General features: G+C 35.4%; 17 protein-coding genes, 1 pseudogene and 1 riboswitch. Of the genes and pseudogenes, 15 read left to right on the forward strand and 3 right to left on the reverse strand.

Translation table 11 applies throughout. The features are described 5' to 3' along the window. Positions 1-141 precede the first annotated feature (141 nt). The 8 genes from ACIPKN_RS08145 to ACIPKN_RS08185 all read left to right on the forward strand — a co-directional run bounded on the left by ACIPKN_RS08145 (position 142) and on the right by ACIPKN_RS08185 (position 10797). The gene (locus ACIPKN_RS08145; protein WP_400934874.1) at positions 142-396 is read left to right on the forward strand and encodes a hypothetical protein; all 255 of its coding nucleotides are present in this window, start codon (positions 142-144) and stop codon (positions 394-396) included. Between the two features lie 353 nt (positions 397-749). Then, a complete protein-coding gene (locus ACIPKN_RS08150) occupies positions 750-1685 on the forward strand; it encodes an LCP family glycopolymer transferase (protein WP_400934876.1) in 936 nt (311 codons plus the stop codon). Between the two features lie 494 nt (positions 1686-2179). Beyond that, positions 2180-2308 carry a hypothetical protein gene (locus ACIPKN_RS08155; protein WP_256469411.1) on the forward strand — a complete coding sequence of 43 codons (129 nt, stop codon included), beginning with the start codon at positions 2180-2182 and terminating at the stop codon, positions 2306-2308. A 364-nt stretch (positions 2309-2672) separates the two neighbouring features. Further along, on the forward strand, positions 2673-3230 hold the full coding sequence (gene lepB, locus ACIPKN_RS08160) for a signal peptidase I (protein WP_142506899.1): 558 nt from the start codon (positions 2673-2675) through the stop codon (positions 3228-3230). A gap of 458 nt (positions 3231-3688) precedes the next feature. After that, positions 3689-3788, forward strand: a riboswitch (purine riboswitch). Between the two features lie 273 nt (positions 3789-4061). Further along, on the forward strand, positions 4062-5249 hold the full coding sequence (locus ACIPKN_RS08165) for an MFS transporter (protein ID WP_400934879.1): 1188 nt from the start codon (positions 4062-4064) through the stop codon (positions 5247-5249). A gap of 409 nt (positions 5250-5658) precedes the next feature. After that, positions 5659-5943: a hypothetical protein gene (locus tag ACIPKN_RS08170; protein WP_323656434.1), complete on the forward strand. Its 285-nt coding sequence runs from the start codon at positions 5659-5661 to the stop codon at positions 5941-5943. A gap of 452 nt (positions 5944-6395) precedes the next feature. Then, entirely contained in the window at positions 6396-7349 is a 954-nt protein-coding gene (locus tag ACIPKN_RS08180) for an alpha/beta fold hydrolase (protein ID WP_400934882.1), read from the forward strand. Between the two features lie 841 nt (positions 7350-8190). Further along, complete coding sequence (locus ACIPKN_RS08185; protein ID WP_400934883.1) at positions 8191-10797, forward strand: cation-translocating P-type ATPase; 2607 nt, start codon at positions 8191-8193, stop codon at positions 10795-10797. A 359-nt stretch (positions 10798-11156) separates the two neighbouring features. Here ACIPKN_RS08185 and ACIPKN_RS08190 read toward each other — a convergent pair whose 3' ends face one another. From ACIPKN_RS08190 to ACIPKN_RS08200, 3 genes are all read right to left on the reverse strand, one after another. After that, positions 11157-11642: a DUF3231 family protein gene (locus ACIPKN_RS08190; RefSeq protein ID WP_400934885.1), complete on the reverse strand. Its 486-nt coding sequence runs from the start codon at positions 11640-11642 to the stop codon at positions 11157-11159. A 752-nt stretch (positions 11643-12394) separates the two neighbouring features. Beyond that, entirely contained in the window at positions 12395-12682 is a 288-nt protein-coding gene (locus ACIPKN_RS08195; protein ID WP_400934886.1) for a hypothetical protein, read from the reverse strand. A 116-nt stretch (positions 12683-12798) separates the two neighbouring features. Next, positions 12799-13509, reverse strand: coding sequence for a cupin domain-containing protein (locus ACIPKN_RS08200; RefSeq protein WP_400935068.1), 711 nt, complete (start codon positions 13507-13509; stop codon positions 12799-12801). Positions 13510-13861: 352 nt separating this feature from the next. On the opposite strand from ACIPKN_RS08200, the gene ACIPKN_RS08205 reads away from it, so the two are divergent. From ACIPKN_RS08205 to ACIPKN_RS08235, 7 genes and pseudogenes are all read left to right on the forward strand, one after another. Then, positions 13862-14083, forward strand: a complete 222-nt coding sequence (locus ACIPKN_RS08205; protein WP_400934888.1) for a transcriptional regulator — start codon at positions 13862-13864, stop codon at positions 14081-14083. Further along, positions 14080-14325 carry a hypothetical protein gene (locus ACIPKN_RS08210; protein WP_400934890.1) on the forward strand — a complete coding sequence of 82 codons (246 nt, stop codon included), beginning with the start codon at positions 14080-14082 and terminating at the stop codon, positions 14323-14325. Before ACIPKN_RS08205 ends, ACIPKN_RS08210 begins: the two co-directional genes overlap by 4 nt. Positions 14326-14501: 176 nt before the next feature. Then, on the forward strand, positions 14502-14861 hold the full coding sequence (locus ACIPKN_RS08215; RefSeq protein WP_400934892.1) for a BlaI/MecI/CopY family transcriptional regulator: 360 nt from the start codon (positions 14502-14504) through the stop codon (positions 14859-14861). An 11-nt stretch (positions 14862-14872) separates the two neighbouring features. Then, the gene (locus tag ACIPKN_RS08220) at positions 14873-16087 is read left to right on the forward strand and encodes a M56 family metallopeptidase (protein WP_400934894.1); all 1215 of its coding nucleotides are present in this window, start codon (positions 14873-14875) and stop codon (positions 16085-16087) included. Between the two features lie 843 nt (positions 16088-16930). Continuing rightward, positions 16931-17410, forward strand: a pseudogene (locus tag ACIPKN_RS08225) (Y-family DNA polymerase); the annotation flags it as partial. A gap of 468 nt (positions 17411-17878) precedes the next feature. Further along, complete coding sequence (locus ACIPKN_RS08230) at positions 17879-18679, forward strand: nicotianamine synthase family protein (RefSeq protein ID WP_400934896.1); 801 nt, start codon at positions 17879-17881, stop codon at positions 18677-18679. Positions 18680-18689: 10 nt separating this feature from the next. Beyond that, positions 18690-19988, forward strand: coding sequence for an opine metallophore biosynthesis dehydrogenase (locus ACIPKN_RS08235; protein ID WP_400934897.1), 1299 nt, complete (start codon positions 18690-18692; stop codon positions 19986-19988). Positions 19989-20128 lie beyond the last annotated feature (140 nt).

Below are 20128 nucleotides of genomic sequence, written 5' to 3' on the forward strand. Positions count from 1 at the left end.
GCTTTTATGTATGATTAAAGCTATAATTTGGAAAAGTGATGCTGGTAGATACTGAAGTAATACCCCAATCAACCCAATCAATTCCCAAGTCTGATGGAAAGGGCATTCCTAAGAAGCCTAGATGGAACAATTCTTAATATAATGCAAAACCACGGTGATCATCAGTTATTCGAATATGGAAGAATAGAAAAGGTATTTGGAAACGATCCATATGACATCACATTAAGAGTGACCGGATTTGAAGGTGCGCATAACCCTCCATACAAGTTAATACGTATGACTATTCGTATACCTGGTGACAAAAAAGAGAATACCAATTATACTGTTTCATCTTCTTCTCATCGACATATTTCAAACAAAGAATTTGAGAAGTTAACTAAATATACGTATGATTAAAGTAAATATCTTATGGGCCAGCCTGGATAGTATAATTCCTTGATAAACAATCTGCCCCGATTGTTGAACACAAGTTAAACAACACTCTTAAGCTAAGCTGTTTCATTAGTTGAATTACGGATAAAAAAATAAAACATAGTGGAATCAAATAAAGTTTTTTGTCATAAAGTTAGCTGACACTAAATAAATGAGGGGGTATTTATAAATAAAAAGATTAGGATGTCGTGCATTTAGTAAATACTAGTGTACGTCTTTTTTTCGTCCAATATGCATATAATTAGACTATATTAACTTTTTTCCAACTTAAAACGTCAAAAAGAGGGGTAAATTTTTTTGCAAGAGAGGACTTATGTATGGAAAAAAATATGAAACGCTCTAAGGAAAAAAAGAGCAAGAAGAAAATTTGGCTATGGATAGTAGGTAGTTTATTAACAATTTTTTTAATTTTTATAGGTACTGCTTATTATACAATCCAAAAAACGATGAATAAAATAAATACACCATTACTTGAAACGACAGGTGATGAACATAAAGAACAAAAAATAGTTACGAAAAAAGATCCGTTTTCTGTGTTAATGCTTGGAGTGGATGAACGTAAAAATGATAGTGGCCGTTCTGACACGATGATAGTCATTACCGTGAATCCTGAAAAACATACGATGAAGATGCTCAGTATACCTCGAGATACTCGTACAGAAATTATTGGACATAATTCCGTCGATAAAATTAACCATGCCTATGCATTTGGAGGCGTTCCAATGGCGGTGAAAACGGTGGAGCACTTTTTAGATATACCAATTGATTATTATGTATTTATTAATATGGAAGGCTTCCTACAAATTATCGACACGATTGGTGGGGTAACAATTGATAACGACATGGATTTAACTTATAACGCCTACCATTATCCGAAGGGGGAGATCACTTTAGATGGTGATAAGGCACTGATTTTTTCACGTATTCGTTATGAAGATCCCCGTGGTGATTTTGGTCGTCAAATTCGACAACGTCAAATTATTGAAGCAGTTCTGAAAAAAGCCTCTTCGACATCTTCTATTTTATTAAAGGCTACAGATATGCTTGATGTAGTAGGAGACAATGTCCGTATGAATTTTACGATGAAGGACTTAATCCAGTTACAAAGTATTTATAAAAAAATGGATGGTAATATTGATCAGTTATCATTTAAAGAGGGAAATGGTAAAAGGATTGATAATATATGGTATTTCATGCCTGAAGAGACAGAGCTAGAAAAAATAAAATCGGAATTAAAAGCCAGTTTGCAATAAAAACTTAGGTGTGACAATTTGAGTATGATAGCTGTAAATCTATTGACAATGAAGGGAGGGAGATCAATGAATGGGAGGACCCAGGTGCTTAGGTATACAGCTCTAAACAATTGCATGCAAAGCTATGTGCCTAAGCGTAAGGTTCAAAAAAGTCGAGTCAGTTCAGCCATGCGACATTTACAACTATTGTGTTTAAAAATTTTTATGTGAAAAATAAAAAAATCATTCAGGTAGGGTGCATGCCTAGTTGAATGGTTTTTTTATTTTTTTCAGCAGGTATCCAACACGCAAAAAAATAGAGGAACTCAGTCTAAGAATGCCACGTCCTGTGGCATTACTGAAATGATCGATATCGTGTATGCCATCATGTAGGCCAAAGTACATAGCCTATTTCGGACGCATTATGCCGTGGCATAAGTGTTTTGAATTGGGTGTTTGAAAAATCAGGAAATTGCTGTATAATTTTATTAGAAATGGTTGAGGGAGTGATTGTGTTGATTATAGGCACAATTTTATTAGTAGTTGCAGTACGTGCAGGTATTGGTTTAGCAGTCGACTTAATTAATAGCAGCATCACTCTACTACACAAAGTAACCATTCATACTCGGAAAACAAAAGAATAGGATGCATCTAGGCAAAGTTATAAAGTAACTTTGTCTATTTTTGTGGCTCATAATCAATTTAGGGAAGGCATTTGTTAAATCGTAGGAGCCTAGTTTAGGACCAACCGAATTTGTTTGTTTGGGACCTAGATTTTAGGTTGACCTGATCAGTTTTCTATTTGACCTAAGCGTCATAGATGAGACCCTGGAGCTGAAGAGAAGTAGATCTCCCGATGCCCCTGGAAAGCCTCTAGTCGGAACAGAAAATCAACCTCATGTTTTGCTGATGAGTCATTTTGGTGAACTTGGAACAATTTATGTGATTAATTCGTCAATAAACTGTAAAAAATGTTATACTATAAAAAAACAGTATCGGGGAATGAGCATGCAAGAAGAGAAATCAAGTTTCAAAAAAGAATTAATATCTTATCTTAAAATTATAGTGATTACAGCTATAGTTGTTTTAGGCTGTAAGCAATTCTTATTTGCACCGATTAAAGTGCAAGGGGCTTCTATGTACCCAACTTATCATGATAAAGATATTATTATGGTAAGTAAAATGAGCAAAATTGAACGCTTTGATCAAATTGTTTTTCAATCACCAACAGAAGATGAACTCTATATTAAACGAGTAATTGGCCTACCAGGTGATACAGTTGAAATGAAAGACGATGTTTTGTATGTAAATGGCAAAGCTTATAAAGAAGATTATGTGAATCGTCAAACCGATGATCCTAATCAATTACGTATTACAGAGAATTTCACATTAGAGCAATTATTAAATGAAAAAAAGGTTCCTGAGGGTATGTATTTTGTGCTGGGGGACAACCGTTTGAAAAGTTCTGATAGCCGCCACTATGGCTTAATTTCTAAAGATGCCATCTATGGTGAAGCTAAATTAACAATATATCCGTTTAGTCGTTTCCATATCGGTCCAAAATAAATAATTGGGATTTTCAGTGAAAAAAGAGGCAGCGCTTGTGTTGCCTCTTTTTCCACTTTTTTAGTTGGCTGATAACGCTTGACAAACTTTATAAGTGGGGTAATAGACACAAACTGTTGAATTTTCAACTGTTTCTCTTATGGGGATTTGCTGTTTGCTGAGACTAGGAGAAATGATTGCTTGTTTATCGATTGAGAGCTCTTCTATTACTGGTTCTACACCATAAAACAACAATAAAAAATAGCATACTAAACCTACTATACGCAAACAATCACCTCGCAATATTCTGTTATATTAGTATGTATGGTCAAACTTAAAAAAATATAAGTAAAATCTAAAATTTCTCTCTTTTGAAATGATTTTTTATTCGGTAAACGTTTGTATTTCAATGATTGAAAGGTATAGTAAACCGATTTTATGAAATAAATGTTGTCATGCAAAATTCAATATGCTAATATAGCTAACGTAAATATTTGATCTGTATAACCTCAATGATATGGATTGAGGGTCTCTACCAGGAACCATAAAATCCTGACTACAAAAATTTTGCTTTATTTTTGTAGTCAGGATTTTTTTCTTTTAACTTCTTTCAGCAAAAGTCTCCCACCTTTATAAATGGTAAGATGAATGCGGTTTTAAGTCACTTTTCAGCGGTGTCCAAACATCTGTACCTGTCGCGTACAAAAAACATCCGCTGAAAGAAGTTAAAGCCTTCGGCAGATGTCACAGTATCGGTTTTGTGCATGCACAACCCGATTCCGGACGCAATTATGCCGAGGCATAATTGATACCTCTCTACAAAAATGAAAGTGTAACAGAAGGGTGATTATTATGAATTGGAGAGTATATATTCTTGCCGTTACTACCTTTGCAGTAGGATTGGTGGAATTAATTGTAGGTGGTATATTACCAACAATTGCAGAGGATTTAAATGTATCCTTAGCAACTGCGGGACAATTAATTACAATATTTGCTCTTGTCTATGCAATATCTGCTCCTGTCCTTTTATCATTAACCGCAAAAGTGGAAAGGAAGCGCCTTTATCTTATTTCTTTATTTATTTTTACTTTAGGTAATCTGATGACGTATTTTAGTACGACATTCTCGATCGTCATGATTGCTAGAATTTTCACAGCGATGAGTACTGCATTGGTCATCGTTTTATCCTTAACGATTACAACAAAAATTGTTGAATCAAGACATCGTGCAAAAGCTTTAGGGCTTGTTTTCGTAGGTGTTAGTTCTGCACTTGTCATCGGTGTCCCAATGGGGATATTTGTGGCTGAAGCATTTGGATGGCGAGCTGTGTTCTTAGGAATAGCACTTCTTTCAACTGTATCTATGATTCTTATTGCGTTACTGCTTGAAAAAATGCCTGTTGTAGAAGTTGTTCCATTAAAGGCTCAAATTAAATCATTAGCCAATTTAAAAATCTTAAGTGCACAATTAACAACACTATTTATGCTGGCTGGTCATTATATGCTTTACGCATATTTAACACCATTTTTAGTAGAAGCATTTGATATGAGTGCCTCATGGATTAGTATCTGTTATCTAATCTTCGGAATAGCGTCTGTCAGTGGGAATGCTCTCGGTGGTTGGCTAGCTGACAAAATTGGTACTGGTAAAGCCATTCTATTGATTGTATCTACCTTCGCCGTTGTATTATTTAGTATTCCTTACACGATTGTTGCGTTACCACTCTTTTTAGTCGTAACAATTTTATGGGGTGCACTTAGCTGGGCTCTTACACCGCCATTACAAAATTATTTAATACAGACTGATCCAAAAACATCTGATATTCAACAAAGTTTAAATACGGCTGCATTACAAATCGGTATATCCATAGGTTCAGCTGTTGGTGGGGCTATGTTTACTGTTACAGGATCTGCTATGCATTTATCTAGCTTCGGTGTTATTTTAGTTTTATGTGCGCTAGGCTGTGCTATTTTCTCTCTAAAAAGAGCGCCAGTTTCACATGAGGCTGAGCTAGGGCTGAAATCGGCTCACAACAATTAGAGTGGCTCATCGAAATCGAACGCCCCAGGAAAGCGCTTAGTCGGAACAGAAATTACATTAAAGTAATAGCAGGAATTTCCGATGAAATTTGGCCTATCATAAAGCATTTTGCGAAAACGTATATCATGTGAAAAGTTGATTGGAGTGGAGGCTTGGCGATAATCCTTGGGGTCAGCAATAAAGAGGAACAAAGGCTAAAACTATCACGTCCTGTGATAACGCCTTCGTGACCAACATCATGTTGTGGACGCCCCCGGGAAAGCGCCCAGTCAAAACGGAAATCAACCACGTTATGGTAACGAACTTTTAGAGTAAATTTTTTGGTTTAAATATCCAGAAAATACTACTGTAAAAGAAGGACAATTATATAGAGAGATAGAATGTAAGTTTAGAGGAGGTTGGTAAATACATGCAGATAGATTTAACGGAATTTAAAGAATCAAATGTGAAAGTGTTCGCAACGATTGACCAGACGCTTTACCGAAATGTGGGTGCTATTATTTTATATGAAGAGGATTCACACACTTTATCTGTACGAAAATTGAAACGAAAAATCGCTGATCAATATATACCAACAGACGAACTCGAAAACTTTCTGTTCGACTCTCAAGCAGATGCTATAAAATTTACTCATAAGCTTACTAGAATGAGTGCACTCGATTATTTATTAGTATCGAATAAAAAAGCTAAATGATATAAGGTTAATTGGGATTGTCCATAATTTAAAGAGGAGTTAGATACTATCGTTAATTTGACAATCCAGAAATATACAAAGGGCCCATTTTGAGTAATTATATTCAAATGCCCTTTGTATATTTTGATTCATGATAAATAATTTTACTAACTAATAAAAGTGATAGACTTCTCTTAGCTTTTTTAGGTAAAAATAGTTAATAATTATGAACACCCCATGCTCTACATTTCTTGAAGTGTTTTCCCCTATGTAATTTATCAAATGATATCCCTTAAGGACTAATTTTTTAAAAAGAAATTTTATTTAAATTTCCTTCTAGCTGAATTAATACAGCGCGTAGTTATTGCTAGAGCGCTGTTTAATTCGCCAAAGTTATTATTAGCTGATGAACCAATTGGTAATTTGGATAGCCAATCGGGTACGGGCGTAATGGAACTAAGGAGGGTTAGATTGTGCGAAAAAAACACATTTTTATTATTTTGTTCATCATCGCAATACTGCTGCTTGTAACAAGGATTACGTATAATATGGAGATGAATAACATGAGTAATTACCCAATACCTGGAGAGATGGTAGAAATCAATCAACATAATATTCATGTTTATAAAACGGGTGAATCATCAAAAAGTAATTCCAGAATCATATTGCTACCTGGAAGTGGAACGACTTCTCCTTATGCTGATTTCTATCCTCTATATAGTAAATTAAAGGACCAATATGAAATCATTTTATATGAACGTCCTGGCTATGGCTGGAGCGATAAAACAGCTGACGATCGCAATATTGATACAATGGTAGATGAATTACGAGAAACGCTTCAAAGAGTAAATGAGGCTCCTCCTTATGTGTTAGTGGCCCATTCTATGGGGGCCTTAGAAACAATACGTTATGCACAGCGTTACCCGCAAGAAATAAAAGCGCTTGTTTTTATTGATGGCATTAGTCCAACATACGCAAAGAACTTTAAATATACATTCACTAAAAAAATTAGTTGGAATACGATAAAGAGTATCGGTGAAATAGGACTAATTAATGCAATATCTAAAACAGGAGTCCTAGATAAGGTTTTCATTGATATTGATAATTTACCAAAGGACTTACAAGATATAAAAAAATTCATGGCCATAAAAAATATGAACAATTCTACAATGGAGAACGAAATACAAGAGATGAGCTCTAATGGAGAAATAATATTACAAAATGGGACCATAGGAGATATTCAATTACTTTTGTTTAGTGCAACAAATAATGGCTATAAAAATTGGTCACAAACACAAACAGAATTATTGGGGTTATCTACAAATACGAAGCAAGTAGTTTATGAAAACACTAAGCACTACATTCATCATGAAAAAGCTGAACCTATGGCACATGAAATTCAAATATTTTTAGAACAACTCGATTAAAATGTATTCAGGTTTCTTCAATTGTTTTAATTAAACTCTTAATTTTTATGTAAAAGTTGTATTGTAAGATGTGTAACTCAAAAACGCTTTCTGTACGTGAAATAATTAGAGAATCAAAATGCGTCTTCTAAAAAAATTATATTAATAATATCTAGAGAAAACAGTTTGTAATCGCAAGCTGTTTTTTTATTGTACGCCTAGCATGGACGTAATCTAATTGGTACCAGTCAGCCACAAAGATAGAAGTAGTGTTAGCCAAGTGCAAGGCACCTCCTACTCGATAAGGAAATTGTAGAGTTTTAAGTTGTGGATAATCAAGGGCAGAGTTTTCTCTAAGCTAAGACATTATATCCTCGAGGTCACTTCAATCTCTCGAGCGCTTTAACGCAGAGGTTTTATCAGCGATTTTCGTTTGTTCTTTGCCCTTCAACTTTTCATGTAATAAAGATTCTTAATTTCTTAGTAGTACGAGTACTACTGCTCGAAAATTGATGAAATTTACATAAATATAATACAGAATCCATTTTATATGTTTACCTATCAAATAAATATTTAATTTCTATATCGATTATTATCATACTGGAATAGGGCAAGGAATAGATTGTTGTAGTTAAAGTATTTTAGGGGCTCGAGTAGATAGAGAGTCTGATGATTCAATACTATTTTTAGGATATATAAGTTTATCTCTGCCTAAGATAGATAATTCAAAGGGGTCTACTGTTGGGAATCTAACGTATTAACTAATAACAGTATTTTCTCCTGAATCCAGTCAGTGAGAAGGAATTCGGGATAGGATAGCTGCTGTGAGTTACTTAATAATTTCAATTGGAGGGGGAATCGAATGTCAGACTATCATCAACAATCATCAGCTGAAGTTATGAAAAATTTGAACGTGACAGATCAAGGATTGAGTGATTATGACGTTCAAAAGAGGCAAGAAGTGTACGGCTATAATGTATTAAAGGAAGGAAAAAAAACAAGTGCATTCGCCGTTTTCTTTGGGCAGTTTAAAGATTTATTAGTCATTATTTTAATCATCGCTGCTTTCGTTTCATTTCTATTAGGGGAAGTAGGAAGCACGATTGTGATTATGGTTGTCGTTATATTGAACGCTATCCTAGGCACTGTACAGCATATCAAGGCAGAACAGTCTTTGGATAATTTAAAAGCCTTAACCTCTCCGATTGCCAAAGTAATGCGAAATAATCAACTCATAGAGATTTCTTCAGAAGATATAGTCGTTGGGGATCTTCTGTATTTGGAGGCCGGCGATTATATAAATGCAGATGGGAGATTATTAGAAAATCATAATTTGCATATCAATGAAAGCTCGCTGACAGGTGAATCAATCGCTGTAGCGAAAAGTATCGATCCTATTAAGGAAGGCAATGTAACGGTTGCTGATAAAAGGAATATGGTGTACTCTGGAAGCTTTGTGACAACAGGTCGAGGTATTGTCATGGTTACAGCTATCGGGATGCAAACGGAAATCGGCAAAATTGCAAATTTACTCGATACTGCGAAAGAAAAGAAAACACCTTTACAAGTAAGTTTAGATCATTTCGGAGAAAAATTAGCTTTAGGGATTACGTTAATCTGTTTAGCCATTTTCGTGATTGACCTTGTTAGAGGGCGTGCGCTAGTAGAATCGTTTATGTTTGCTGTTTCACTTGCCGTTGCAGCAATTCCAGAAGCATTGAGCTCCATTGTTACCATTGTGCTAGCTTTTGGAACACAAAAAATGGCAAAGGAAAATGCCATTATTCGAAAGCTTTATGCTGTTGAAAGTCTTGGAAGTGTATCTGTCATTTGTTCAGATAAAACAGGAACATTAACTGAAAATAAAATGGTTGTACAAGAGGTATATGTGGATGAAAAAGTTATTCCACATGATCAGCTACACACTGGAAATGCAGTTGAGAAAGATCTTATGTTAAAGGCAATATTATGTAATGATGCTGTAGGAAGGGACGATAAGGAATTCGGCGATCCTACTGAGATTGCACTCGTAAAACTAGGGAAGCAATATGATTTTGACGAAATCCAGATAAGAGATCATTATCCAAGGGTGACCGAAATCCCTTTTGATTCAGATAGAAAGCTTATGAGTACTGTAAATAATATCAATCAGCAATCTATCATGATTACAAAAGGAGCATTAGACGTCCTTCTCCCTAAAATTATAAAAATAAAAACTTCAAAAGGTATAGTTACTATTACAAAACAACAACGCCAAAAAATCGAAGCGGTAAATCGTGATTTTTCTATGAATGGGTTAAGGGTGCTAGCAGTCGCCTACAAAGAGGTAAAGGGAAATCAAGCAATTGATGCAAGAGCTGAAAAAGATTTAATATTTGTTGGTTTAGTCGCGATGATGGATCCGCCAAGAAAAGAATCTAAAGGTGCGGTTGAAAAGTGTATAAAGGCTGGTATCAAACCGGTGATGATTACAGGGGATCATAAAATTACGGCAACCGCTATTGCCAATCAAATCGGGATTTTAAATGATCCCTCTGAAGCGATTGAAGGGCATGAAATAGAAGGTCTAACAGATCAGCAGCTTCAAGAAAAGGTTAATGATTTTTCTGTTTATGCCCGAGTAACACCAGCTCAAAAAATTCGTATCGTTAAAGCGTGGCAGGAAAAAGGACATGTCGTCGCCATGACAGGAGATGGTGTTAATGATGGCCCTGCCTTAAAACAGGCCGACATTGGTGTGGCAATGGGCGTTACCGGAACAGAGGTCGCTAAGGATGCCTCCTCTATGATACTAACAGATGATAATTTTTCAACGATTGTTAAGGCGATTGCAAACGGTAGGAGTATCTATACGAATATTAAAAATGCTATTTTGTTCTTATTATCTGGGAATGCAGGGGCCATTTTTGTTGTTTTATATGCAACAATATTAGGTTTACCAGTTCCTTTTGCGGCTGTGCATCTATTATTTATTAACTTACTAACGGATAGTTTACCGGCGATTGCAATCGGTCTAGAGCCGAATAATAAAAAAACAATGAAGGACAAGCCCCGAAATATTCATACACCATTATTAAACAAAGCATTTACTACTCAAGTGGTACTCGAAGGATTACTAATCGCCATTTCTACAACTATTGCCTTTGAAATCGGATTGTCAACGGGAGATACTCTAACGGCAAGCACTATGGCATTTACGACATTATGCCTGTCACGATTAGTGCATGGCTTCAACTCCCGAGCTAAAGAATCGATCTTCGCCATTGGACTATTTTCGAATAAATATACTTGGCTTGCATTCTTAATCGGTTTTTTAAGCTTACACGCAGTATTGTTTATTCCAATGCTTACAAGTGTGTTTGAGGTTGCCACATTAAGCACCGCACAATTAGGCTTTATTTATAGTTTGTCTGTGCTACCGTTCCTTGTGAATCAATGGTACAAGCTGTTGTTTGTGAGAAGGAGATAATGAGGAAAAAAGAGGCTGAAAGTTAAGATATCATATTAAATAAGGTATAATCTTCGGCAAAATGAGGGGTTGATTACCGTTCCGCCTGGGCGCTTTGTTGCTGCCGCTTCGCTTTCGCACAGAGCAAAGCTTCCTGGGGGCGTCCGATGAGCCGCTTCGCTACGCTCCAGAGTCTCATCTGTGACGCTATCCCCAAGGAGTCGCCCAGTCTCCACTCCAATCAACCTCTTCACAGAGCCTGTGCTTTCTAGCATATCACTCTAATTTATAGTGATTAAACAAAACTTTAGCATGAGGTTTGTCTGTGAAAAAGCGAAGCAACAATAAAAGCTCTCGTTTCAACAAAACGAGAGCTTTTATTAAATTGTAGTAGGGGCTAGTAGCCAGCCTCTGTCATTACTGAGTCGCACTAGCTTTGCACCAAGTATGGCATACCTCATATGAAGTTCTCCATATTTTGCAGTATGCTTCTTCTTAACGGATATTTCTAAAGCCTGGCTAACTGAAATAAGTGAAGAAGCTATATTCATCGATAAAATGGTGCTAATTTCTGTATCATTAATGGCTTTTTTTCCTCGGATATTGCCCATTTTCAACTGTCTGTAGTCGATTGAAGTAGTAGGAGCAAGTACCCCGTTTTCCTTTAATAACACAGTTAGATGTTTATTTTCCTCTTTTAAACATTGCACAAAATCCACGATAATAGCCTTCAATTTTTTATCAACGGCATGCTTGAAAAATGCATGATTTGAAGCTATATAGCCATTATTAACGCCGATCTGTGTCCATATCTTAAAAATTTCCCTATAGCGTAGTGATGCTAGATTTCCATTTACCAATTCCATATTTACACTTCCTAACTCATGTTCTCGTTCATTTATTTGAGATTAGGATGTGTTAATAAATGAAATTCTAATCACTTTTTACAATAAAAGGGGTTAGCGATCATAACGTGAGGTTGATTTCCGTTCTGACTGGGCGCTTTGTTGTTGCTGACGCTTCGCTTTCGCACAGAAAAGCATTTGTTGCTGCCGCTTCGCTTTCGCTACAGAAAACATTTGTTGCTGCCGCTACGTTAACACTACGCTTTCGCACAGAAAACATCCGCTACGCTGCAGGGTCTCGGGCCAACACGATGTTGGTCACGAAGGCGTTATCACAGGATGTGATAACGCCTTCGTTCCTCTATTGCTAACCCCCAAGGAGTCGCCCAGTCTCCACTCCAATCAACTTATATACACGGCATGTGTTTAAACAAATGTCATCCTAAATTAATAAGTTTATCCCTATTAGATTGTAGACAAACGCTACTCCTGATTGCATAAAGCTGTATAGTAATTTGATGATATGGGATTTTTGGTGTTTTAATCAAAATTATAATACTGTTTTGGCTCTAGCTTATCTATTCATAATAAAGATGAGGAGCTGTTGATTTTTCACGGAGAGTGGCGACTCCTGCGGGATGAGCTTGCGCTGAAAGCCCCGCAGGAACGCAGTGACGAGGAGATTGAAGTCAAGCTCGCGGAAAGGCGCCAACTCGGAGTGAAAATCAACCTTTGTTTATTGTTACGCATTATTTGTAGATAAGCTGAAAGTGTTATTCTTTTAACTTCTTGCTTTTATAGCTATTAATAGTTGTTTTTAATGCGGCAAAGTTTCCGATAGCTGCATAACCATAAAAAAAGCCCATAAATATTCCTGCGATAAGATTATGTCTATGGCTAATGAAAATAGAAATAATCAAGCCAATAGCAAGGGCGATCGCGGGAACATATTTAGGCTGAACATGCATAAACACCTTAATGAGCTGTGTAATAAGTAACACAGCTGGAACGGCTATTACAGCATCCCAAAAATTCGTATGGATCACTGGAAATAATTCCATTTTCTACACCTCTTTTAGTAATAACGAAGCTATGACTTAAAATTAGATTTTCCTTTTTATTTATTTTTATGCCATGAAAGGTGTAGCGCTTATGATGTCGAGTCATACACTATTGCTTAATAATATGAGCCATAAGGATTTGAGCCATAAGGATTCATATATGGATTCATATTTGGATAGTGATATGGCGGATATGGGTTCATAAATTGTGAAGGTCTATACTTATTTTTATGTTTATGATGGGGATCTTTTTGCTCCTTTTGATCTTTTTGCTTTTCAGAGGTTGATTTTACACGGTTACAGTCTTTAGGTGGACCGATATATGTTGATGGTACAATAGGCGTGATTGTTTTCTTCCACTGATTTTCATCTAAACAATAAGTGTGAGCCATAACATTGGAAGGTGTAAATTTCAAAATATCTGAACCTAAAATAACATCAGGAGTTGGAGCATTAAAAATAGCCAATAAATGTGTGTCATTCTCAGTAGCTATTTCATAATGCCACCATCCTTGTGGTACATTGGCAACTTGGCCAGGCTCGATAGGATAGTTTTTAAACTCTTTTGTAAAAGGATTAAATATAGAAACAATGGCAGCACCAGAAATACAATAAATAAGTTCTGCTGCATTTTGATGATAGTGAGGCTCTATCACCTTATTTCTACTTAGAAAAATATCAAGCAAAGATATATTTTCTAACGTATTTAGTTGTTCTACACTTAGAATATTAATAAAATTTCGATCATCTTTTTTGAAAAGCGTATTGTCATTTACATCTGAAGTGAACTCGGTTGATGACGAAGTATAGTCAATATTCGAGCTAATAATTACATCCTTTCTAATTAATTTTCAATACATATCTTAAGCACAGAATATGTACAAAGCTATTTTAGGCTTACACGAACGCCTATTGTCTTCATTTAACAAAATGTTTTCTGTGCGAAAGCGAAGCGACAGCAACAAATGTTTTCTGTGCGAAAGCGAAGCGACAGCAACAATTACGGCCAAGGCAAAATTGATTTATGTACCCTCTAAAGACTTTTTAAAAATCAACTAAAATTCCCTCTTCTAATCAGGAACGTATGTGCGTATATTAGGTATACAAACGTTTGTTCTTCTCTAAAAAACAGTCCTGCTGTGCTCAGTGCATATAACAGCGTGAAAAGGAGCAACTAAGATGAAAGAACAGTTAATAAAAGCAATGCAGCGTCAACAAGTAGTTAGCATGATGTATGTAGCCAAGTCCGGTGTTATTACAAAAAGGCGTGTGAAAATCATAAAGATTGTTGGTGATTCCTTTACAGCATTTTGCTTTACGAGGCAGGCAAAGCGTACGTTTATTATTAACAATGTTCTAGCAATAAGGCCCGTCACACACCGGAAGCGTGAGGTGATATGAATTACGATAATCTGCCACACATGGCCATTTTTTGTATTGACATGAAATGTTTTTACGCAAGCTGTATAGCAATGTTAGAAGGTTTAGATGTCTTGAAAGATCCCATTGCAGTTATTGGCAATTTTGAGCAACCTAGTAGTATCGTTCTCGCAGCCTCGCCGGTGATGAAGGGAAAATTTAAAATAAGCCGAGGCAAATTAAAAGAGCCACCATCGAAGAAGGCTTTACTAAGTTTTTATTGAATTTTAAATGGGTTTAGACACAGTATCCAAAGGTTAATTTACCCGTATAATTATGCCCTTAAAAAGGATTCTCTCCAAGACTATCGTGGTAGTCTTGACAACTACAGACTATTGCAGTAGTATAAAAATGTGGCAAACTATTGCAATAGTCCACTTAAGAAAAGGAGCATGCGCGTATGCAAGTTAAATTGTTTGATTCGGAATTACAAGTCATGAATATTTTATGGGAAGAAGGCGATTTGACAGCTAAACAGCTCTCACAAATATTAAACGAACGAATAGGTTGGAATAAAAATACCACCTATACAGTTATAAAAAAATGTATAGAAAAAGGGGCCATTGAAAGAATTGAACCTAACTTTATCTGTCATCCAATCATCAGAAAAGAACAGATACAAGAACAAGAAACGACGGAATTGATTGATAAAATATTTAATGGTTCTAAATCTTTACTATTCGCATCCTTACTAGACAAGAAAAAAATGTCCGCGAGTGAGATCGATAAATTAAAGCAAATTGTTAAAGATCTTGAGTGAGGAATTATGATATGAGTATTCTCAACATGAGTGTAGACGCATCTCTCCTCCTCATCATTGTGCTATTGATGAGGATGTTAGTAAGAAATAAAGTGCCAAAGCAAACATTTTTAATTCTTTGGGGATTCGTTGCATTTAAACTACTCATCCCCTACTCCTTTTATTCAAAGTTAAGCATACAGCCTATGCTGAAAAACTTATTTGTTACGCTCACTCACTCAAATGATTCGGAAAGTATGCACAATACAATCGAAGTCGCACAAACATCAAACACGTTCAATCATCAGCTTTTGCTTGTGATGACAAGCGATTTCGTTCAGTACCTTTGGGCATGTGGGGGTATCGGGGTTTTATTATTCTTTATAGTGGCCTATGTTAGATTTTATAAAGAATTTCAAACAGCCATCCCAGTGAAGAATAATGAGCATCTCAATCAATGGCTAAACGATCATAAGTTAAAAAGAACGATTCAAATTGCAGTATCAGATAGAATTAAAACCCCATTAACATATGGAATCTTTAAACCAGTCATCTTATTGCCGAAATCAACAAATTGGGAAGACGCTGCAAGTATTCAGTTTATTCTCACACATGAATTAATTCATATTAAACGCTTTGACGTTTTGTGGAAAGTAATTTTAACGATTATGGTAGCTTTGCATTGGTTTAATCCATTAGTTTGGTTTATGTATTTTATAGTAAACAGAGACATTGAATTGTCTTGCGACGAAAGGGTTATTAGACAGTTTGGAGATAAGGCAAAGTCAGCATATGCACTATCTCTCATCAATATGGCAGATGAAACCTATACGGTTACGCCGCTTTGTAATCATTTTAGTAAAAACGGGATTGAAGAAAGGATAGTGTCTATTATGACCTTAAAGAAAAAGTCGGTTTTAGGAACAGCATTAGCATGTACATTAGTCATTGGAGGGATGACCGTCTTTGCGGCAACTGGCCAAGAGCCACCAACGCTGAAAGAAGGCAAAGAACAAAATGCAGCTATTGTTACTGATGCATCAAATAGTACGACGGAACCACATGTAATCGCAACAAATAAAGGCAAAGAACAAAATGCAACTATTGTTACTGATGCATCAAATAGTACGACGGAACCACATGTAATCGCAACAAATAAAGGCAAAGAACGAAATGCAACTGTTGTTACTGATGCATCAAATAGTACGACGGAACCACGTGTAATCGCAACAAAAAAGAATAAATAAGTTACCCAAAGACTAGTCCTGAAATCTGGGACTAGTTTTTGCATTTACTCCATCATTTTTTCATAATAAAACTCGAATGCCTTCCTCTTTGTTGGTGTGGTTTTAAAATAAAGTTTGATAATTTAAAACCAAGTCTGATCACTTTATTGTTATATTTTTAAGTACAGTGAAGTTGGGTCTACGTCCTAAATTTAGAACGGGGTTATGCTTGTTTTAGGTTTTAAGTACATGTTCATCAAGCGCTAATACACCTTCGATTGTAGTTACAGCAATTCATGTTTTTCATCAACTAAGTGGAATGTGAATTGCAGAGACTGCAGATGTCCACATCAAGGCAGTGTGCGTTTTTTAATTGTCTGTAAGAATAACCGCCCCGGGGTAATGATAAAGGACTAATCGCCACACCGTTATATTGGGAAGCAGTGAATAACTCCTTAAGTCCAGAAAAATTTACAATACCATTTGTATTAGGAAGAATTAGAACTGTAGGAATCCATTGAGAAACTTCCGAGAAATTGGGGAATTACAGGACTTTAAGTCAGTTTTCGATCAATTAAAAGGAGTGATTTAAAAATTACCGCTTCTAAAAAAAGAACATTTGTGCGTATGGCATACATACGAACGAACGTTCTTTTTGTTGCGGAGGGAGAGTAAAAACAATGAAAGATCAGTTAATAAAAGCGATGCAACACAATCAGTTAGTAAATATGATGTACATTTCAAAGTCTGGAGTCATCACGAAAAGGTATATTAAAATAATTAAGGTAGTCAATAGCGCACTTTTATTCTCAATAATGTTCTTGTTATTGTTCCAGCTGTCTATAAAGAGCGAGGGATTATTTAATGTATGAAAACCTGCCTGAACGTTCCATTATATGTATTGATATGAAAAGCTTTTACGCTAGTTGCATGGCAATGCTTGAAGGTTTAGACTTCATGACAACCCCAATCGCAATAGTAGCTAATTTCACTCAACCTGGTAGCGTTGTCTTAGCTGCATCGCCACCTGAAGGAGCGATTCAAGATAAAAACAGGAAATCTTCGTTTTGAAATACCAAAGCATCCAGATATAAAGCTTTTTGAACCGAAGATGAGTTTCTTCATTGAAATGTCTATGGCTATTACTCGTCTTATTTCAAAGTATGTGCCTCCAGAGTGCATACATATTTATAGTGTCGATGAAAGTTGGGTGGACTTAACTGAAACAGCAAAGCTTTGGGGACCTCCTGAAGATACAGCAAAGGGAATTCAAAAAGCGATATATGATAGTTTCGTATTCCAAGTGCTATTGGGATGGGTCCTAACATGCTGATGGTGCATATTTTAGTGATGTGTGTATAGCGACAGCAGGTGAAGATGAAATGCTTCGTTATGCGAACCAAGCCCTTAAAACTGAAGTGGAGCAATTGCTCATCCAGCTCTGTCACCCGTGTAAACAAACATAAGTTCAGACAGTAACCAGTTTTGCGGCTATTTAGATGTTTTAGTTAGGGACTAAATAAACAGCAAAGACCAGGCTCATTAGTACCTGGCCTTGCTTGATTTGATAAAGGAAATCATCCGAAGTCTATTTAGCGATGGCGATCGTGCGAAGAAAAGTAGAGGAAAAAGCAAAAGGCGCTCTTTGGGGAGGGAATCTAATACTATATGCGTTTAAACAAAAATAGCCTCCAAATTGGAGGCTGCTTTTGTTTAAATAGTTAACTTTCATATAGAGGGAAGCGTTGAAATAGTATTAAAGGCTACCGCATATATTGAACTTTAATCCTAAATATAGGAGTGAGGCAAGCCATGGATATAGATGTGTTTTTAAAGAAATTACATTACTTTGATAAAAAATTTAAGTTATTGATCAATCAAAACAACAATCATTTAATAGTTGAGTATTCAGAGTTGTGTGGAATAATTGATGATTATTCTTCCTTTATTATTAATCATGACAATCAAAAACAATGGAATAATTTAGATCAATCAATTGAAATAGTATCATTAGTCGAGAATCTAAGAAATAACTCTTCTATTTGCGTCCAAATCATGGAAAAATATAGAGCTTTATTATTAAGTCATGAACAAGAGGAAATTACTAATTATTTTCTTAACATAGAAAACTGCATTGAAAAAGAATTTGGAGGTTTTCAAATCACCAGCCAGTCAAAGGTACTCTTGGTAGGATCCGGACCTTTTCCTATAACATTATTAATGATTGCGGAACGAACAGGCGCAGATGTGTTTGGAATTGATATTGATGATGAAGCGATTCAGTTGGGAAAACATGTAGTAAATAAAATAGGAAGTCATTTATCAGTTCAAATTGACAATAAGTCAGTACGGGAACTCGCAGTTATTAAACAGATTAGTCATATTATATTTAGTTCAACTGTTAGCTATAAATATGACATACTAGACCAATTATATGATTTAACAAATAAAGATGTGCTTATTGCTATGCGTTATGGAAATGGTTTAAAGTCTCTTTTTAATTATCCAATGCAAAAAGTAGACGAAACCAAATGGCATATAATAGAGAAAATTATTCACCCTCAAAGTGTATTTGATGTTATTTTATATCGAAAAGTAATGATAAATAGATGAGGAGAAGATTATGACCTATTTTAATAAGGTTTTACTGTTAGGAACAGGGCCCACGGTAATTCAATTAGCTGTGAATTTCAAGAATTATTATAATGGTAAAGTAGCTATTGCTGGTCGAGAATCTTTACGTTCCAAAATTTTTTTTAAAACTATCGTTCAGCATCAACTTGCACTTAAGGTATATATACAAAATATACAACATCAGTCTGTTGCAGGAACATGTACTATTGATGCATTTTTTAAAGGTTATCATACAATATATGGAAAATGGGATACCGTTGTACTTAGTGTTACTACAGATTCTTATTTATCAGTATTAGCACAAATCGATACCAAAGTGTTGGAGGAGGCTAGCTGCTTTATATTAATTTCGCCTACATTTGGCTCTAGTCATTTAATAACTAATTTCCTAAAGAATGTATCTCCCCAGGCTGAGGTAATTAGTTTTTCAACATATTATGGAGATACTAGATGGTTAAGCGAGATTCCATCAAATGAAGTATTGACGACAGGAGTAAAGAAAACAGTTTATATTGGTTCAACTTACTCAAAATCGGATAGATTAGATAGATTATCTGAATTGTTTAATTATTTAGGGGTTCATCTGAAAAAAGTAGCATCTCCTCTTGAGGCAGAAACAAGAAATATTTCTTTATACGTGCACCCTCCTTTATTTATGAATGATTTTTCATTAAAAGCAATATTTGACGAAAAGAAAATAACAAAGTATGTGTATAAGCTTTATCCTGAAGGTCCTATTACTTATACAATGATTCGTCATTTATTAAATTATTGGAAAGAAATGATGGCGATTGTAAAACACTTCAATATTCAACCTCTAAATCTATTGAAATTTATGGTAGATGATAATTATCCATTACAGCCAGAAAGTATAGCCAGACAAGAAATAGAGGATTTTAACAAACTTGAGTCCATACATCAAGAGTATCTGCTCTATATTCGCTATGCATCCTTATTAATTGACCCATTTTCTATACCAAATCAAGAAGGACGGTACTTTGATTTTTCTGCAGTTCCTCTTAGAAGGATTTTTAAAAATCATGATGGGGAATGGGATATTCCTAGAATGCCAAAAGAGGATTACTATCGTGTGAAAATCATTCAAGGGATTGCTAATGCCCTGAAATTGAAAAGTCCAACACTGGATCATTTTGTACAAACCTATGAAGAAAAGTTACAGCAAGTAGAAGCTTTATCTGAGGACAAAGTATATTCAGAAGCCTTTCGAGTAAAATCCTTTTCACAAGAAATAGAGATGATATGTAAGGAATTAATAGGTGTTATATAAGGACTCACGATTTTGACTAAATCGAGATACAATGTGATGAAGAAATTAAACACTGGAAATTGTATGTGGAAGTTAACAAGGCTCTTACAATATCGCCTAAATCATCATTCAGTAAACCTGAATTAGATAATAATGCATAT

Source organism: Lysinibacillus sp. NPDC086135 (assembly GCF_044746345.1).
Taxonomy (GTDB): Bacteria; Bacillota; Bacilli; order Bacillales_A; family Planococcaceae; genus Lysinibacillus.

Excerpts from the sequence above, each read along its gene's own strand:
- ACIPKN_RS08145 (WP_400934874.1), top strand. The coding sequence starts at position 142 with ATGCAAAACCACGGTGATCATCAGTTATTCGAATATGGAAGAATAGAA.
- ACIPKN_RS08150 (WP_400934876.1), top strand. The coding sequence starts at position 750 with ATGGAAAAAAATATGAAACGCTCTAAGGAAAAAAAGAGCAAGAAGAAA.
- lepB (WP_142506899.1), top strand. The coding sequence starts at position 2,673 with ATGCAAGAAGAGAAATCAAGTTTCAAAAAAGAATTAATATCTTATCTT.
- ACIPKN_RS08165 (WP_400934879.1), top strand. The coding sequence starts at position 4,062 with ATGAATTGGAGAGTATATATTCTTGCCGTTACTACCTTTGCAGTAGGA.
- ACIPKN_RS08170 (WP_323656434.1), top strand. The coding sequence starts at position 5,659 with ATGCAGATAGATTTAACGGAATTTAAAGAATCAAATGTGAAAGTGTTC.
- ACIPKN_RS08185 (WP_400934883.1), top strand. The coding sequence starts at position 8,191 with ATGTCAGACTATCATCAACAATCATCAGCTGAAGTTATGAAAAATTTG.
- ACIPKN_RS08190 (WP_400934885.1), bottom strand. The coding sequence starts at position 11,642 with ATGGAATTGGTAAATGGAAATCTAGCATCACTACGCTATAGGGAAATT.
- ACIPKN_RS08195 (WP_400934886.1), bottom strand. The coding sequence starts at position 12,682 with ATGGAATTATTTCCAGTGATCCATACGAATTTTTGGGATGCTGTAATA.
- ACIPKN_RS08205 (WP_400934888.1), top strand. The coding sequence starts at position 13,862 with ATGAAAGAACAGTTAATAAAAGCAATGCAGCGTCAACAAGTAGTTAGC.
- ACIPKN_RS08210 (WP_400934890.1), top strand. The coding sequence starts at position 14,080 with ATGAATTACGATAATCTGCCACACATGGCCATTTTTTGTATTGACATG.
- ACIPKN_RS08215 (WP_400934892.1), top strand. The coding sequence starts at position 14,502 with ATGCAAGTTAAATTGTTTGATTCGGAATTACAAGTCATGAATATTTTA.
- ACIPKN_RS08220 (WP_400934894.1), top strand. The coding sequence starts at position 14,873 with ATGAGTATTCTCAACATGAGTGTAGACGCATCTCTCCTCCTCATCATT.
- ACIPKN_RS08230 (WP_400934896.1), top strand. The coding sequence starts at position 17,879 with ATGGATATAGATGTGTTTTTAAAGAAATTACATTACTTTGATAAAAAA.
- ACIPKN_RS08235 (WP_400934897.1), top strand. The coding sequence starts at position 18,690 with ATGACCTATTTTAATAAGGTTTTACTGTTAGGAACAGGGCCCACGGTA.